This is a genomic window from Pseudomonas sp. Irchel s3h9 (assembly GCF_900187475.1).
Classification (GTDB): domain Bacteria; phylum Pseudomonadota; class Gammaproteobacteria; order Pseudomonadales; family Pseudomonadaceae; genus Aquipseudomonas; species Aquipseudomonas neuropathica.
Genome location: NZ_FYDH01000002.1, coordinates 161,103 through 175,622, shown reverse-complemented (window position 1 = coordinate 175,622; position 14,520 = coordinate 161,103). Strand labels below are relative to the sequence as shown.

General features: G+C 60.7%; 13 protein-coding genes. 1 reads left to right on the top strand and 12 read right to left on the bottom strand.

Annotation, left to right across the window (positions count from 1 at the left end; translation table 11 throughout):
* Nucleotides 1-58: 58 nt before the first annotated feature.
* Nucleotides 59-406, bottom strand: a complete 348-nt coding sequence (locus tag CKW26_RS03695) for a hypothetical protein (RefSeq protein WP_095047554.1) — start codon at nt 404-406, stop codon at nt 59-61.
* 175 nt (nt 407-581) lie between these two features.
* On the opposite strand from CKW26_RS03695, the gene CKW26_RS03690 reads away from it, so the two are divergent.
* Nucleotides 582-1,379 carry a class I SAM-dependent methyltransferase gene (locus CKW26_RS03690; protein WP_095047553.1) on the top strand — a complete coding sequence of 266 codons (798 nt, stop codon included), beginning with the start codon at nt 582-584 and terminating at the stop codon, nt 1,377-1,379.
* A gap of 127 nt (nt 1,380-1,506) precedes the next feature.
* On the opposite strand, the gene CKW26_RS03685 is transcribed toward CKW26_RS03690, so the two are convergent.
* The 11 genes from CKW26_RS03685 to CKW26_RS03635 all read right to left on the bottom strand — a co-directional run bounded on the left by CKW26_RS03685 (nt 1,507) and on the right by CKW26_RS03635 (nt 14,519).
* Entirely contained in the window at nt 1,507-2,199 is a 693-nt protein-coding gene (locus tag CKW26_RS03685) for a hypothetical protein (protein WP_038369610.1), read from the bottom strand.
* Nucleotides 2,196-3,386, bottom strand: coding sequence for a GNAT family N-acetyltransferase (locus CKW26_RS03680; RefSeq protein ID WP_095047552.1), 1,191 nt, complete (start codon nt 3,384-3,386; stop codon nt 2,196-2,198). The genes CKW26_RS03685 and CKW26_RS03680 overlap by 4 nt, the downstream gene beginning before the upstream one ends.
* Before the next feature lie 4 nt (nt 3,387-3,390).
* On the bottom strand, nt 3,391-4,080 hold the full coding sequence (locus tag CKW26_RS03675; protein ID WP_095047551.1) for a GNAT family N-acetyltransferase: 690 nt from the start codon (nt 4,078-4,080) through the stop codon (nt 3,391-3,393).
* A gap of 68 nt (nt 4,081-4,148) precedes the next feature.
* A complete protein-coding gene (locus tag CKW26_RS03670) occupies nt 4,149-6,068 on the bottom strand; it encodes a hypothetical protein (RefSeq protein WP_095047550.1) in 1,920 nt (639 codons plus the stop codon).
* A complete protein-coding gene (locus CKW26_RS03665) occupies nt 6,065-7,372 on the bottom strand; it encodes a lipopolysaccharide biosynthesis protein (protein WP_095047549.1) in 1,308 nt (435 codons plus the stop codon). Before CKW26_RS03665 ends, CKW26_RS03670 begins: the two co-directional genes overlap by 4 nt.
* Nucleotides 7,369-8,370, bottom strand: coding sequence for a polysaccharide deacetylase family protein (locus CKW26_RS03660; protein WP_095047548.1), 1,002 nt, complete (start codon nt 8,368-8,370; stop codon nt 7,369-7,371). Before CKW26_RS03660 ends, CKW26_RS03665 begins: the two co-directional genes overlap by 4 nt.
* A gap of 13 nt (nt 8,371-8,383) precedes the next feature.
* Nucleotides 8,384-9,520 carry a glycosyltransferase gene (locus CKW26_RS03655; protein WP_095047547.1) on the bottom strand — a complete coding sequence of 379 codons (1,137 nt, stop codon included), beginning with the start codon at nt 9,518-9,520 and terminating at the stop codon, nt 8,384-8,386.
* Nucleotides 9,513-10,481, bottom strand: a complete 969-nt coding sequence (locus tag CKW26_RS03650) for a glycosyltransferase (protein WP_095047546.1) — start codon at nt 10,479-10,481, stop codon at nt 9,513-9,515. The genes CKW26_RS03655 and CKW26_RS03650 overlap by 8 nt, the downstream gene beginning before the upstream one ends.
* On the bottom strand, nt 10,478-11,845 hold the full coding sequence (locus tag CKW26_RS03645) for an O-antigen ligase (protein WP_095047545.1): 1,368 nt from the start codon (nt 11,843-11,845) through the stop codon (nt 10,478-10,480). Before CKW26_RS03645 ends, CKW26_RS03650 begins: the two co-directional genes overlap by 4 nt.
* The gene (locus CKW26_RS03640; RefSeq protein ID WP_095047544.1) at nt 11,842-12,933 is read right to left on the bottom strand and encodes a glycosyltransferase family 4 protein; all 1,092 of its coding nucleotides are present in this window, start codon (nt 12,931-12,933) and stop codon (nt 11,842-11,844) included. The genes CKW26_RS03645 and CKW26_RS03640 overlap by 4 nt, the downstream gene beginning before the upstream one ends.
* Nucleotides 12,930-14,519, bottom strand: a complete 1,590-nt coding sequence (locus CKW26_RS03635; protein WP_095047543.1) for a Wzz/FepE/Etk N-terminal domain-containing protein — start codon at nt 14,517-14,519, stop codon at nt 12,930-12,932. The genes CKW26_RS03640 and CKW26_RS03635 overlap by 4 nt, the downstream gene beginning before the upstream one ends.
* Nucleotide 14,520 lies beyond the last annotated feature (1 nt).

The window sequence follows — 14,520 nt, the reverse complement described above, 5'->3', positions numbered from 1 at the left end:
GAGCAGGCTCACTCCTACACGGGATCGGTGGTGCCGCAGATGTTGTGAGCAACCCGGATCAATGCTGCTGCCGACTCAAACACTCCAGCACACAACCCGGATCCAACACCTCGTCATTCACATAAATCCCACGCTCGGCATCGTACGTGCGGATAAACACCCGCACCGTCGCATCCGCCACGGTCGGCAGTTGTGAATCGTAGAACACGTGGTCATCCGGAATGACCACGAAATCCTGCGGCGCCGTATCGTCGTAAGGCTTGGGCGGTGTGGAACTCAGTGAATACGGAGCAGGGTGGGCGAAGGGCTGGTTGGGCCCGTAATAATTGAAATTGCTGTCCAGCGCTTGCGCCTGAGTGGCAGCAAGCAGACAGCCGGTCAACAACAGCCGATCGAGCATTAGCATGGCGGCACCTGCGAGTGCGGTTTTCCCCAAGGCTATTAACTATAGCTGCCCACGCCCCCAACGCTCGATCCACATCGGATCCCAAGGAATTGGCTTACAAGTTTGCAACAACCGCAATTGCCGGGCTGATCTAGACTCGGATCCGCTCAATCACGAGTATTGTCCGGAGTGCGCCATGGAAGTGCCCAACAATAAAACCGCCATCGAGAGCAATCGACAGGCGTGGAACGATTCCGCCCGCCATCATCAGGATTCGCCTGATTGGCAGGCCTTGCTCGGCGAGGTTGCGCAGGCGGATTTCTCTTGCCTTGATGAGACGTTGAGCGGGTTGCTGGAGGTCGACGGCAAAGATGTGATTCAACTGGGTTGCAACAATGGCCGCGAGAGTCTGTCGTTGTTTGCCCTCGGTGCACGCAGCGTGGTCGGTGTCGATCAATCGGCGGCGTTTCTCGAACAGGCGCGTGAGCTGAACAAGCGTTCACCGCACAACGCCGAGTTCATCGAAAGCGATATCCATCATTTGCCAGCGTCGTTGCAGAACCGCTTCGATGTGGCGATGATCACCATCGGCGTCCTCAACTGGATGCCGGACATCGGCGAATTCTTCCGTCATGTCGCCTCAACGCTGAAACCGGGTGGAAAACTGGTGATCTACGAGACCCATCCGTTTCTGGAAATGGTCGATCCGGATGCAGAAGATCCTTACCGCCTCGCCAGTTCCTACTTCCGCGCCGAGCCGTTTGTGCAGGAAGAGCCGATTGTCTATGTCGGCAAGGTTGAGCAGCAGGCAGCGAAGTCGTATTGGTTTGTGCATAACCTTGGCGCCATCTTCAGCGCTGCCATTGCAGCGGGGCTGAACATTGCGCACTTCAAGGAGTATGCGCATTCGAACCGGGAAGAGGTGTATGACCAGTATTTGAATCGGGAGGCGCAGATGCCGATGTGTTTTACCCTGGTCGCCACCAAGGTCTGAAATCTTTCATTGCCTTCACTGGCCTCTTCGCGAGCAGGCTCGCTCCTACATTTGAAATGCATACCCCTGTAGGAGTGAGCCTGCTCGCGATGGCGGCATCAAAGCCGCCACAAATATCCAGATTGAATCAAGCCTGCGCCGCCGCCGTCACTACCGGTCTTTCCGGCTTGCGCAGCGCCTCCAGTCTTGAATCGCTGTAGTTTGATTCGCGGAAGAAACGCCAGTGCCCGAACAGGTCGTAAACATGCGTGATATGCCCTTGCTCCTGATAGCCCAGGCGAATATGCATCTTCAGGGCCTGTACATTGGCGTTGTCGCAGATATCCACGACTTTTTTAAAGCCTCGGGCAGCCATGACTTGCCATAGTGCGGTTTGTGCATCGACGGTCAAGCTACTGCCGAAATACTGCCGGGTAATTTCGGCACCGAACTGAAAGTATTCACCGGGCTTGACCGGGAACGTGCAGCGGTAGAAGTGGCGGTCGTAATAGTCACGAGTACTGGCCCAGACAAACCCGACGGTGTGACCGTCCTGGTCCAGGTGCATATGCCCCGTATGCCCTTCAGCGGCCAACTCGGCCATGGTCTCCACGCGGTCACCAAAGTACTTGCTGAATGCCTTGGCGTTGTCCTCGGTGATGTCGACTCTGCGCAAACCTTCACAGGGACGCAGTTTGTTCGGGGCAATCGGCGTGACCAGGTCGCGCTCCATCCACAGCAATTCACGGTGAGCGAACACGTAACGTTTCCACAGCGCGCCAAGGGTGCGGCGCAGGCCTTTTTGTTTGATGCGCAGAAGCAGATTTTCGATGACGCTCATGATGCCCTCCGAGGCGCTAGCCCAGGTGTGTTGGATGGTGTTGCCGGTTGAGTTTCGGATGTGTTCGCCGCCGTTGTGTTGCCGGCACGCTGGGCGCGCCATTTTTGCAGGGTCGGTTTGACGCGGTGCCAAAGGCGTAGCCCCAGGCCCAGCAGCAAACCGCTCGGGCGCCACGAGTAGAAACTCCAGCGCCAGTGTTCCAGTTGCCCGGTCATGCGTTCGTGCAGTTGATGGCTGGAGTTTTCCAGGCTGACCCGCGACGCATCGATCCAGCGCCAGTGCTCATCCAGCCCCCAGCGAATCCATTCCTCCAGCAACACCCGGCCGCTACCGAGGTCGGCGTATTGCGGCAAAAACGCCAGGTTGTAATCGTAGAGGCGGCCCTGTTCGAGCAGGCCGAGGCGATAGCTGATGCAGCGGCCGTTCAGCTCCAGCGTCACGACCCGCACCAGGCCTTGAGCAGCGAGGGCGGTGAAAGCGCTTTGCATCCACTGACGACTGCGTTCGGTGGCGAAAATCCCGACGCCCTCGTCACCTTTCCAACTGACCGACTCGACTTCCTGCAGCGCTTCCAGAATCGTAGGCATCGACAGCGCATCGGGGGTGATTCGCCGCACTTGTGCACCGCATGCGGCAATCCGTTTGCGTGCCCGACGCAGCTTGTAGCGCGGGTCACCGGAGATCTCCTGATGATCGGCGTCGCTGATCAGATGCACCGGCACCCGGCAACTCAGGCGTCGTTCAGCCGTGGAACTGCGCGCCATCCATTCGGTGAGCGCACTTTCTTCACCGGCAGGTTCCGACAGTTCATTGAGTTGCAGCAGCGCGTGGGGCAGATGCTTGCGGATCAGCACCAGCGCCTTGTGCATGTCTTCGCTGCCGAGCAACGACAGCAGGGCCAGGCGATCGGCCATTGGATAACCCAAGTGATGCAAAACGCGAAACGGCACGCCAGCGAAGCGTTCGCGGCTGGCCATCAGTGGCAGGCACAGCAGCAATTGCTCGGCTTCCCAGCCGAGCAGAATGTGCAGGCGCTGATCCTCGTCCAGGGCCTGCTCTGCCGCGCACAACCAGCCAAGGTTGTTGAACGGCGTGTGGTCGGCCACGCGCAGGCGCAGTGCCTCGAAGGCTGTTGCCGGGAAGTCGGCAGCGCATAGAGAGGTGCGCCATTCGAATCGCATCACCATGGGTTCAGGCCGCCGTTGCTTTGACAGGTGGACGGGAAGTTTTACCCAGCGCCGCCAGACGCGAGCCGCTGTAGCGGGTTTCGCGATAGAAGCGCCAGCGGCCGAACAGCGTGTAGATATTCATGATCCGCTGTTGTTCGGTATAGCCCATGCGCAGGTGCAGCTTGAGCGCCGGGACGTTGCTCGAGTCACAGACATCGACCACTGTGTGGCAGCCTTGGGCGGCCATGGCTTTCCACAGACGCAGTTGCAGATCTACCGACAATTCGGTGCCCCAGTAGGCACGGGTCAGTTCGCCGCCGAACTCGAAAAACTCGCCGGGTTTAACCGGGAACCGGCAACGGTAGTAATGCCGATCGAAATAGTCGCGCGGCGTGCCCCAGATAAACGCCACGGCATCGCCTTTGTCGTCGACATGCATATGCCCGGTGTGACCGTCACTGGCCAGTTCGGCCATGACGCCGACGCGGTTGCCGAAGTGGCGGGCAAAGGCGCTGACGTTGTTTGCGGTGATCTTCAGCATGCGCAGTGGCGGGTAGGGTTTGAGGCTGTGCGGCGGCACGGGGCTGACCAGATCGCGCTCCATCCACAGCAGTTCCTGATGGGCAAAAATGTACATTCTGCGGATCTTCGCCAAGGTCGCTCGCAGGCCTTTACGACGGATATGTCCGCTGAGTCTTCGCAAAACATCCATGGTCTCTTCTCCTGTTGAGGATCCCACGCACAGCAAGAGGCTCGCGGGACAGAACATCGAAGGGCAGTTCATGAAGCGCTCCAGTTCAGGGTAAACAGGGTTTGACCCGGCAATTCAAAACGCACGCGCCCGTTTTCACAGACAAACGGTGCGTCGTGGCTGCGATTGTCAGCGCGGAAGAAACGCAGGGCGCTTTGGTTCAGCGGGCACCGGGCGCCGCTCAGATCAACCTGTTGCAGGCGCGTGCCTTTGTTCACCCCGAGCAGTGCGCGCTGCTTGTCGCCGGCCATCCCCAGAACATCCACCTCAAAAGCGTCGTTATCCAGTTGCAGGACTTGCGGCAGCCAATGCCGGGCGATGAATTGCTGGGCAAGGCCCACCGGTTTCAACTCGAAGCGACCATCGTCATGGATGCGCACCATGCCTTTGCCGTAGGGTGGTTCGTCGGCGGCCTGAAACCAGTTGAGCATGCTCAGCAGGCCGTCCTGAGAGGCGTTGATGACCACCGACGCCCACCACAGCGCGGTGTAATGGGTTTCCTGATCGTAGGGGCTCAGGGCTGAGCCACTGGACAGATTGGTCTGATCCAGCAGCAACGCTTTGCGTGGCTGACCTTTAGCGTCCAGCCCCACCACCTCTGCTGCGCGACGCACGCTGTCGCGGTAGACCCGGGTCGCCAGCAAGTCGCGAACCATCCATTCATGCCAGGCCAATGCATCGACTTGATCGGCGGATTCACTGAGTAGACGCCGCGCCCAATCGATGCCGCGCTTGTCCGCTGCGTTGCGGGTGAACGGCCCGTTGATAAAACGTGAGCTGGCGGGCATGGCGATGCGCACGCCGGCCTTGGCATTCGCCGGATCGCTGCGCACCTGGCGGGCCATGCTGACAAAAATCGCTCGATAATCTTCGTAGCTCGAATAGTTCAGGTTCGGTTCGTCGGCGAAGCCGATGTAATGTGTACCTTGACCACCCAGCGCACGAGTGCCGGCGAGCCAGGCCTCAAGGCCGTTGTTGCTCTGCACGTCGGCACGCAGATCGGCCCGACGCCCGGTGCCAGCGAGCAGGGTGATGTCCTGGCGGATGCCGAAGCGAGTCTGATAGAGCTGACGAACCGGGTCTTCGAAACGGGCATTTTTCGCAGTAACGTCAACATAGCTGTAATAACTCGCTGCACTCGGTTTCAAGGCATCCAGTGCGGCATAACTGGCTGCGGGCGGCATGAGATTGGGCAGGGCAATGCCTAGATCCGGGGTGCGACCGAGGACCTTATCGTGCAGGGTCAGGCGTACCTGGCCCGGCTCTTCACGCAAGGGTTGAAGCTGCTGCGGATTTTGCGCAAACAGATTGGCCGTGCCATCGAGCCAGAATGCCGCTTTGCCGCTGCCCTGCAGGCGCAAGCGCCAGACCTGGGGTTGGTCGCTGACCGGCAAGGCCACTTGATCGAATTGCCAATAGGCGCGGTAAGGTTTGAGGGCCAACGACAGTTGTTGGCCATCGTCCATACGCTGGGCTTGCAGCGCGTTGACCCCGCCATGATATTTGCCGTTCAGCACCGCGTGTTCCCCCGGTGCTACTTTGAAAAACAGCTCATCGCCATTGCCGGTCTCGACACTGAAATGCACCTTGGCCGGACTGAACAGCGCCACTGTTTTATCGTCATGCTCGACGCGATAACTGCGGAAGCTGTAGCCGGGAATTTCCAGGCGATAACTGGCAGCCCCGGGCAGCAACGGCCAGCTCTGCGAACCGCGAGTTTCGCTGGCTTTGATCAGTCGTTCGCCCTGCAGCTTGCCCTGACCGTCGAGCAGATAAATATGCTCTTCATTGGCCTCGGCCTGCCACGCCGGAACCCAGCGCACGGTGACCGAGTCCGGTCGATCGGTTTGCAGGTACAAACTGCCGTCGCGCAGGTCACCCCACTGCATCGGCGCAGCGAAGGCATTCAGCGTCAGGCCGAGTCCGCACAGCAGGGCCAGGCGTTTCATGCGGTCTTCCGACGTTGCAGCATCAACCACATCGGGGTGATGTCGCTGGGCAGGATGATCAAGGTTTGCCAGAACGGCACGTTGCTCAAGCGGCAATAAAGCACCAGCATCGCCACCGTCACCGCCAGATAAGCGATTGATGAAGCCGCCGCTGCACCGACAATGCCGAAGGCAGGAATCAACAGCAGATTAAGTGCAAGGTTGAGCAGCGCGCCGATGCCCATCAGCAACGACACCGTGCCGGGGCGATCCTTGCCAATCAGATCCAGGCGCAGAATGCTTGCATAGCACAGGCCCAGCAGACCGGGCAGCAACGCGAGCAGCGCCGGATACGCCGGTTGATACGCCGCGCCGAACAGCGTGACGATCAACCATTCGCCGATCACTGCCATGGTCAGGCAGGCGCCGAGCATCACCGTGGCGGTCAGGCGCAGCGCCAGCGGCGTGACCTTGTCCATGCCTTTGTCCTGTTGCAGCAGTCGCTTCATCAGCGGTGTGGTGACCGCTTCCGGAACGATCAGCAGCAATTCGGCGGCGGCGCTGGCCATGGCGTAGTGGCCGAGCGCGGTGCTGCCCAGCAGGGCGCCGATAAACAAGTAATCGGAGCGCAGAATGATCTGTTGAAACAGCAGGTCCGGATGGCTGCGCGCACTGAATCGCAGCAGCTCGTTCTGGCTCGCACGGTCCCATTGCAGTTGCAGCGGCTGTGCGCGTTTGAGCCACATCCAGCCGACCAGCACCACCAGACTGATGCCGGCCAGCCAACTGATCAGCGCGGCTTCGAGTGCTGCCTCCTTCCACATCCAGAACAGCGCAACAAACAACAGCAGCGGCGCCAGGGATTCGATCAGCCGCAGAACATTGAATGCAACCACGCCGCCCGATGCGTTGTGCAAGGTCAGCAAGCCGCTTTTAAGGACGGTCAACGGCACAGCCAGCAGCAACAGCCACGCCAGCAGACCGAGCTGCATCGTCACATCGAGTTCGCTGCCGAACTCACGGGCCAGCGCGACCACCAGCAAGGTCAGCAGCCCGGCCAGAAGACAGCCGAACACCAACACCTGAGTGAGCAACAAGCCCATCGGCCGCTGATTGGCCGCTTGATAACCGACTGCCGAATTCAAGCCGCCACTGGTGGCCGCGCTGATCAGATCCGGCAGGGTGCTGAGCAGGGCGAACAAACCGCGTTCACTCGGGCCGAGAATCCGCGCCAGCAACACATTGCGCAGCAGGCGCAAGGCAATCATTGCCAGTTTGGTGCCCATGCTCAGCGCCAGATGCTTGAGGTAGCTACTGCGACTCATGGCCGTGCCCCGCGATAAATGCGCCACGACAACAACGCCGGATTGCACGCGATGCGCTGACTGACGCCGAAGCGCGGCAGGTTCAGCGGGTCGCCTTCGCCGCGATAAATGCCGGTGCCGGTGCCGAGGGCGAACGGATAGTCGTGATTGGCGATCTGCTCGCGCACGCGTTCATCGTTGTCGCCGTTGGGGTAGCAATACACCGGCAGTGGGCGGTTGCAGCCGTTGTACAAGGCATCACGGCTGCGCCTGATTTCTTCGTTCAGGCGCTGATCATCAAGGCCGGTGAGGATGGCGTGGCTGGCACCGTGCGGGCCAAAGCGCACCAGACCGGAAGCCTCCAGCGCGCGCACTTGATGCCAGTCCAGCGCTTGCGGCTGTGATTCGGCTGGGCACTCATCGGTGAGTTTTTCCAGTTCCTGCGGGTCAAGCGTCTTCAACCCTTGGAGGAAATGCAGCAGCGCCAGGCTGCGGCGGTCGATATCGATGTCATCGAGCATTACCGGCAATGGGTGATGCATGAACTGCAGGCACTCGATCAAGTGCATCCGCGCTTTTTCACCGTGGCTGCCCCACAGGGTTTCGCCAAGGCTTTCCCACCAGAAACGCTGACGGCTGCCGATGAAATCGGTGGAGAGGAAAATGCTCGCCGGTACCTGATGTTTCTGCAGCAGCGGGAAGGCGTTGACGGCGTTGTCGCGCCAGCCGTCATCAAAGGTCAGCGCCACCCGTGGGCGCTCGCTGCGCAGCGAATTGGGCTGGAGGATTTCCATCAGCGGCACGCAATCGAAATGCCGACGCAGCCACAGCAGTAAATACTCGAAGGCCTTGGGCCCGACGCACAGTTCATTGCGGTGCGGCAGGTTGGCGGCCCGGTCGTTGGCCAGTACCCGGTGCAGCATCAGAATGACCCCGGCACCGTGCAACTGGTTGCGGCCCACTGACGAGTTGAGATAAAGCCAGCCGCTGGTGCGTTTTAGCAGTTGTTTGATCGCCATGGCATGAGTCCTCTCAACGATTCTGGTCAGGATTCCACTGTGCGTAACGTTGCCCGCGCAGGAACTGCCACAGACCGACGCTCATGCCGGCCAGCGTCACCAGCAGGAACGCCGCGAGGCGGAACGGCTTCGGCAAACGGTGTTGCGAATCCAGCAGGCCGGCGATGGCCACCGCGTAACCGAGCAATTGCGCAACCAGGCTCAGGCGATAGAAACCGTGCTCGTTCCACAGCCAGAAATTGCTCAGCAGCAGCGGCAGCAAGAGAATCGGTGCGAGACGGCGGATCAGTTTGTGGCTGATCAAGGCAATGGAATAAAGACCGTACTTGAACGGGTTCAGCAGGGCGCTGCGTTGCGCCAGGCTTTGCAGGCCACCGACGGTAACGCGCTGGCGGCGGCGCCATTGCTTGCCCGCTTCGTCGACGCCCTGGTCGATCACTTGCGCCTGGGGTACGTAAACGATGCGTTTGTGCGCGACCGGCGCGCAGGTACTGATGAAGAAGTCGTCGTTGACCTCGGCCGGTACGTTCTGGAACAGCTCGCGGCGCAAGGCGAGCAGGGCGCCGTCGGCGGAGACCATGCAGCCGGTGCGATTCTCGACCCGGCGCAACCAGCCTTCGTAGTGCCGATAGAGGCTGTCGCCAATACTCAGGCCGCCACCGGTGACCGGGATCACCATGTGCCCGGCGCAGGCACCGACCTGCGGATCGCTCAACGGCGCGAGCAAATGGCCGAGGGTGTCGCGCGACCATTGGTTGTCGGCGTCGGTGAACACCAGAATGTCGCCACTGCTCACGGCGACGCCGGCATTCAGTGTGGCGGCTTTGCCCTGGCGCGGCAGGTCGAGGACGGTGATGCGCGGATCGATCACTTTGTGCGCGCAGGCCACGGTGTCATCGCTGGAACCGTCGCTGGCGAGAATGATCTGCAGCGTGGCGGGCTGATAATCCTGGGCCAGCAGCGTGCGCAACTTGTGCTCGATGTGCCGCGCCTCGTTGTGCGCGGCGATGACGATGCTGACGTTCAGCGGCGGTGCCGGCGCGTGCCGCCAGGCCGGGAACAGCGGCGCCAGCAAGGTCAGCAGCAACGGATAGCCGATGTAGGCGTACGCCGGGAGCACAAGGCACAGGCAAAAAATGAATTCAGCCACGGGCGGGCCTCCTGGCGTTCCAATGACACAGACCGAGAATCAATGCCGCGCTGGCCAGGTGCAGGCGCACCCAGTGCAGACCCCAGAGTTGCAAGGTCAGGTTGACGTTATGGTGGCGAATGCTTTGCCGCACGCTGAGCAACAGACTCGGCAGCAGGCCCAGCAACAACAGCATCAGTGCTGGCTGCGTGTAGCCAGTCAACAACGCCAGAATCGCCAGCGCATCGAGCAACCACACCAGCAATGACAGCAACGGAAAACGCAGCAGACGCAGGCTCATGCCGTGGGCGCGCAGTAATTGCAGGTGGCTGCCCTGACGCCACAGCTCCTTGCCGATCCATTCGCGCCAGGTCATTTCATAGCCCCAATGCAGGGCGACGCTGGTATTGACCGACAGCAAGCGAGCACCGTGCCTACCCAGACGCAGGGTGTATTCCTTGTCCTCACCGGTGCGCAGGGCTTCGTTGAAACCGCCGACGTTTTCGAACCACTGCCTGCGCATCAGCAGGTTCGCACTGGGCAGCCATTGCACGGTGCGAGCAGCGTGGCTCGACGGACGCAAAGAGCGACGCTGCCACGCGGCGGCATACCATGGCGCGGCGGCAGGGGTGTGCAGGTCCAGGCCGAAGACGTCGCCCTGGGCATCCGCAGCCAGGGCGAACATCTGCTTCAGCCAGTCTTCGGGCATTTCGATATCGGCATCAATGAACGCCAGCCATTCACCGTTGGCAACCGTTGCGCCACGATTGCGCAAGGCGCCGATCAGCAGGCCGGGCAGCACCAGCACCTGTGCACCGAATGCGCGGGCGATCTGTGGCCCGTCATCAGTGGAACCGTTGTCGACGACGATCAGTTCACAGTCGATGTCGGCGGCGTTCGCGGCTTTGCGAGCGGCCAGGAGGGTGCGGCCGATGTGCCGTGCCTCGTTGTACATCGGAATGACAATGCTGATTCGGCTCATGCTCTGGCCTCCGTCAGCGGCGCTTGCTCGGCTTTCAGGCGCAGCACCCAGGTCAGCGCAAGCATGATCCACAGGTATTTGAGGTTCGGCGCGCTGAGAAACATCAGAAACAATGTCAACGACAGAAAACTCATTCCCAGATGGGTCATCAGGTCGGCGTGCTGCCATTCGCGCCGTTGCAGCCATTCGCGTCGTGCGCGGATCAGGTTGTAGAAACCCTGCACGAGCATGCCGACAAACAGCAGGCCGGCGGGAATCCCCAATTCGCTGAAAATCTCCAGGTAAGTGTTATGCGCCCTGCGATACAGGTCGCCGATCTTGCGGTTGGCCGAGAATGCCTTGGCATAACCGGTGGTCGCATAGTGCAACGGGAAGGTCCCGGGGCCCGAGCCGAGCAGCGGATGCTCGCGGATGATCTGGCTGCCGACGACAATGTACGAGGCGCGACGGCCGAGGGATTCATCCTGAGCCTTGGCCCCGGCGCTCAAGATACTCAGCGACTGGATGCGCGCCAGGTAACCGGCAGGCATCGCATATATCGCCAATGGCAGCACGATGGCGGCGCCGAGCATGGCGAATCCGAAATGCCGCGGACGGATACGGTTGAGGTGCTGGCGGTAATGCCAGACCCCGATCGCCAGACTCAAGGCCAGTACCACCAGGCCTGAGCGCGACTCCGTTTTGGTCATGCCGCCGAGCAGCAAAAGGCAGCAGCCCGCCCAGAACAAGCGGTGTAGCAGGTTCGGGCCGCGAATCACCAGCAGTAGGCCCAGCGGCACGGCGAAGGCGATGAGCAGAGCAAAGGCATTCGGGTCATCGAGCAGGCCGGCGGCGCGGCCCTTGTCCTGGAATCGGCTGGAAAACATCGCCATCGCGCAGGTGGCGCTGACGCTGAGCGTGACCAGCCGGGCGAACAGATCGAGGTTCAGCTCGCGGCCGATCAACAAGGTGATCACGAACAGAATCAGGCCCACGCTCAGTTCACGCAGATGACTCTGTGACATGCCCATGTTGTCGGTGGCGAGCAGGCTCAGCAGGTACAGCGCCATGAAACCGATCAGGTAGCGCCACAGATTGCTGCGCAGGCGCTGCGATGGAATCTGGTGCAATACCAGTTGCAACGCCAGGATCAGCGCCAGCGAAGCACCGAGGAATTTGCTCCCGGAAAACGCGCTGTCCTTGAAGAATCCTTCAAACGGCACCAGCGCGGCAATGCCCAGCAGGCCCCACGACGGTTTGCGGTACAGCACCGTGAAACCCAGCAGCCCCAGCACTGCCCCCGGCGCCAGATACGGATAAGGACTGACCAGCAAAGCCATGCAGACCAGTGCCAGCAGGCTGACGATCGAGAGCGGGAAAATCATGCGCGTGCCTCCCGTGCCGTGTGGATGTACAGCTGCGACCAGCGTTCAGCCAAAGCCTTGAGGTCGTAGCGCTCCTGTTGTGTGCGTCTGGCGTTGTCGCGTAGTTGTGCGGCCAGCTTCGGTTCGGCCAGCAACGTGTCGAGCTGACGGGTGAGGGCGGCGGTATCGGTCGGTGCGGCGAGCAGGCCGTTGTGGCGGTCCTGCAAGACATCGGGAATGCCACCGACCGCGAACGCCACCACCGGCACACCGGCCTGCATCGCTTCGAGCAGAATCATCGGCGTACCCTCGGTGCGCGAGCTGATCACCAGCGCATCGAGTTGCTGCCACCAGCCTTGCATTGCCGTCTGATAGCCCGGCAAGCGAATCCGCTGTGGTAAACCGGCAGCGTCGATACGCGCCTGCAGAACCTCACGTTCCGGACCGTCACCGAGCATCACGGCGTCCAGTTGCGGATGCTGGTGACACAACGCAATCAGCGCATCGAGAAACAGATCGGGGCCTTTCTCGCTGCTCAACCGACCGACGTAACCGACCAGCCAGCGTTGTCGTTCCAGCGCCGGCGGCATCGCTGGCGCCGCTGGCAAACCGTTGGGAATCACCTGCAACTTCTCGGCACGAACGCCAGCCCGACGGTGCAGCACCGCGATGCTTTGCGCGACGCAGACCACCCGCCTCACCGAGGCAGTGCGGCACAGATGCAGGCTTAGCCAGGTGTAGAGCTTCTGCTTGCGACTGCGCGGGGTGAAACCGTGCTGAGTGATCACCAGCGGCAGGCGCAACACAGTGGCGCCGACCCAGCCGAACAGCAGCCCTTTGAAGTTGTGCGTGTTGAGCAATGGCTTGTCACCCCGGCGCTGATGCAAGAGCCGCAGCAGTCCGCCGAGCCCGGCACAGCCGCGAGCGTCCACCCCGGCCTGGCGAAAACGCTCGATCAGCTCTGGTGGCGCGTCGAGGAACAGCACTTGATGCTGTCCCGGCGTCGCCAGGCAATGATCCAGCAACATCCGCTCGGCTCCGTAGAAGCCGCCGCTGCTGAGCAAATGAATGATCGGCAGGGCGACGCACGGGGTGGACGCCGCGTTCAATTGCGCACCCAGTGAACCAGGCTCGGCACGGTCCAGTTCTTGTGCGGATTGCCCGGCTGCGACGTTTCTTCGTTGAGCACCAACAGCACCGGCAGGCCCAGTTCATGACTGATTTGCGCCGGATGCTTGAAGCGGTGATCGAAGAACTCACGTACATAGACGAAGGCAATGGCCAGCAGCAGACCGGTGAGCAGACCAAACGGAATGATCAACATCGGTTTGGGAAACGCCGCCTCGGTCGGTTCATACGGCGGGCTCAAGACACGGGCGTTGGACAAGTCGTTGTCCAGCGCGCGCGTCGTGCTGCTTTCGGCAAAGCGTTGCGCATAAGTTGAAAACGCTGCGTGCAATGCGCCGATCTCGGTGTCCATCTGGCGCAGCTTGCTTTGGGTTTGCTGCAATTGATGGATGCGATTCTTGAACTCGGCAATGCGCGCGGTTTTCTGCTCGATGACTTGGCTGACCACCGACAGATCGATCGTGCGTTCCTGGATGCGGTTGTTGACCACTTTGAGGAACTGCTGGCGTGTGCGGGCAATCTGCTCGCGGGCCAGCAACATCGGTTCGCTGCTGGGCTGAAATATCGCCAGGTCGTTCATATAGCGGCTGACCTGAGTGGTCAGCGCCTCGCCCATCTGCCGGATCTCGCGATCTTCGAACGCGATGTTGTCCACCGTCGTCGTGAAGGTGAACGGAAAGGTGTAGTCATTGAGTTTGTTGGTGTTGGCGGTGGCCAGGCTGGTTTTCAGGTAATCGAGCCAGCGCTGGCTTTGCAGCAAGCGATCGCGATACAGGTTAAGTGCCTGCTCTTCGGTGTTGATCGCGTTGAGGCGAAAGGTGATTTCCTCTTTCGGATCGGACGAACCGACGCTTTCCAGCAGGCTCAGCCGCTCGCCTTCCAGACCATCGAGGCGGACCTGATACTGATGCTTCTTGGTCTCGTAGAACGAGTGCGGCAGCTCGATCGATTGCAACGCCTGACGATCGACCAGATAGTTTCGCAACAGCGTGGCAACGAACGTCGTGCCTTGGGCGGGGTCAGGAAAGCTGTAGACGATCGAGATGACATTGGAACCCGGCAGGGTTTCGATCTTCAGATTGTCAATGGCTTCCTGGGTCAAGCCATCCAGTGCCGTGTCGCGCACCGGATCGGTTTCCATACCCAATGCATCACGCAGCGGATTGATCACGTATTCGCGCAGCGGCGTGCTGACGTAACGCTTGAACGGTTCGGCCAGTTTGCTGAGCATCCCCGGCGGCGGGTTGTACTGACCCTGATCGCGCAGTTCGCTGATGGTCTGACGAATCAGCGCCGGCGAACGGAGGATATTGCTTTCGGTCTCCATGTCCGCCAGCGATGGCGGAATGAAGGTGGCGCTGTCCTGGGTCAGCGAGGTGGTCGCATCGCCCTGAGACAGCTTTTTCGACTGCACGATCACCTGTGCGGTGATATCGAAGCTCTGTTTGAGCAACAGCGGCAGCAACAGCGCGATCACTGCAAAGATCAGGAAGATGCGCTTCACCAGTTGCTTGTTGGCGAAGAAAATCCTGAAGAACTCGTGCAGGTAATTTTCTTTTGGGTTCATG

Bases quoted from the DNA above. Each gene is read 5' to 3' on its own strand.
- CKW26_RS03695 (WP_095047554.1), bottom strand. From the start codon at position 406: ATGCTAATGCTCGATCGGCTGTTGTTGACCGGCTGTCTGCTTGCTGCC.
- CKW26_RS03690 (WP_095047553.1), top strand. From the start codon at position 582: ATGGAAGTGCCCAACAATAAAACCGCCATCGAGAGCAATCGACAGGCG.
- CKW26_RS03685 (WP_038369610.1), bottom strand. From the start codon at position 2,199: ATGAGCGTCATCGAAAATCTGCTTCTGCGCATCAAACAAAAAGGCCTG.
- CKW26_RS03680 (WP_095047552.1), bottom strand. From the start codon at position 3,386: ATGGTGATGCGATTCGAATGGCGCACCTCTCTATGCGCTGCCGACTTC.
- CKW26_RS03675 (WP_095047551.1), bottom strand. From the start codon at position 4,080: ATGGATGTTTTGCGAAGACTCAGCGGACATATCCGTCGTAAAGGCCTG.
- CKW26_RS03670 (WP_095047550.1), bottom strand. From the start codon at position 6,068: ATGAAACGCCTGGCCCTGCTGTGCGGACTCGGCCTGACGCTGAATGCC.
- CKW26_RS03665 (WP_095047549.1), bottom strand. From the start codon at position 7,372: ATGAGTCGCAGTAGCTACCTCAAGCATCTGGCGCTGAGCATGGGCACC.
- CKW26_RS03660 (WP_095047548.1), bottom strand. From the start codon at position 8,370: ATGGCGATCAAACAACTGCTAAAACGCACCAGCGGCTGGCTTTATCTC.
- CKW26_RS03650 (WP_095047546.1), bottom strand. From the start codon at position 10,481: ATGAGCCGAATCAGCATTGTCATTCCGATGTACAACGAGGCACGGCAC.
- CKW26_RS03645 (WP_095047545.1), bottom strand. From the start codon at position 11,845: ATGATTTTCCCGCTCTCGATCGTCAGCCTGCTGGCACTGGTCTGCATG.
- CKW26_RS03635 (WP_095047543.1), bottom strand. From the start codon at position 14,519: ATGAACCCAAAAGAAAATTACCTGCACGAGTTCTTCAGGATTTTCTTC.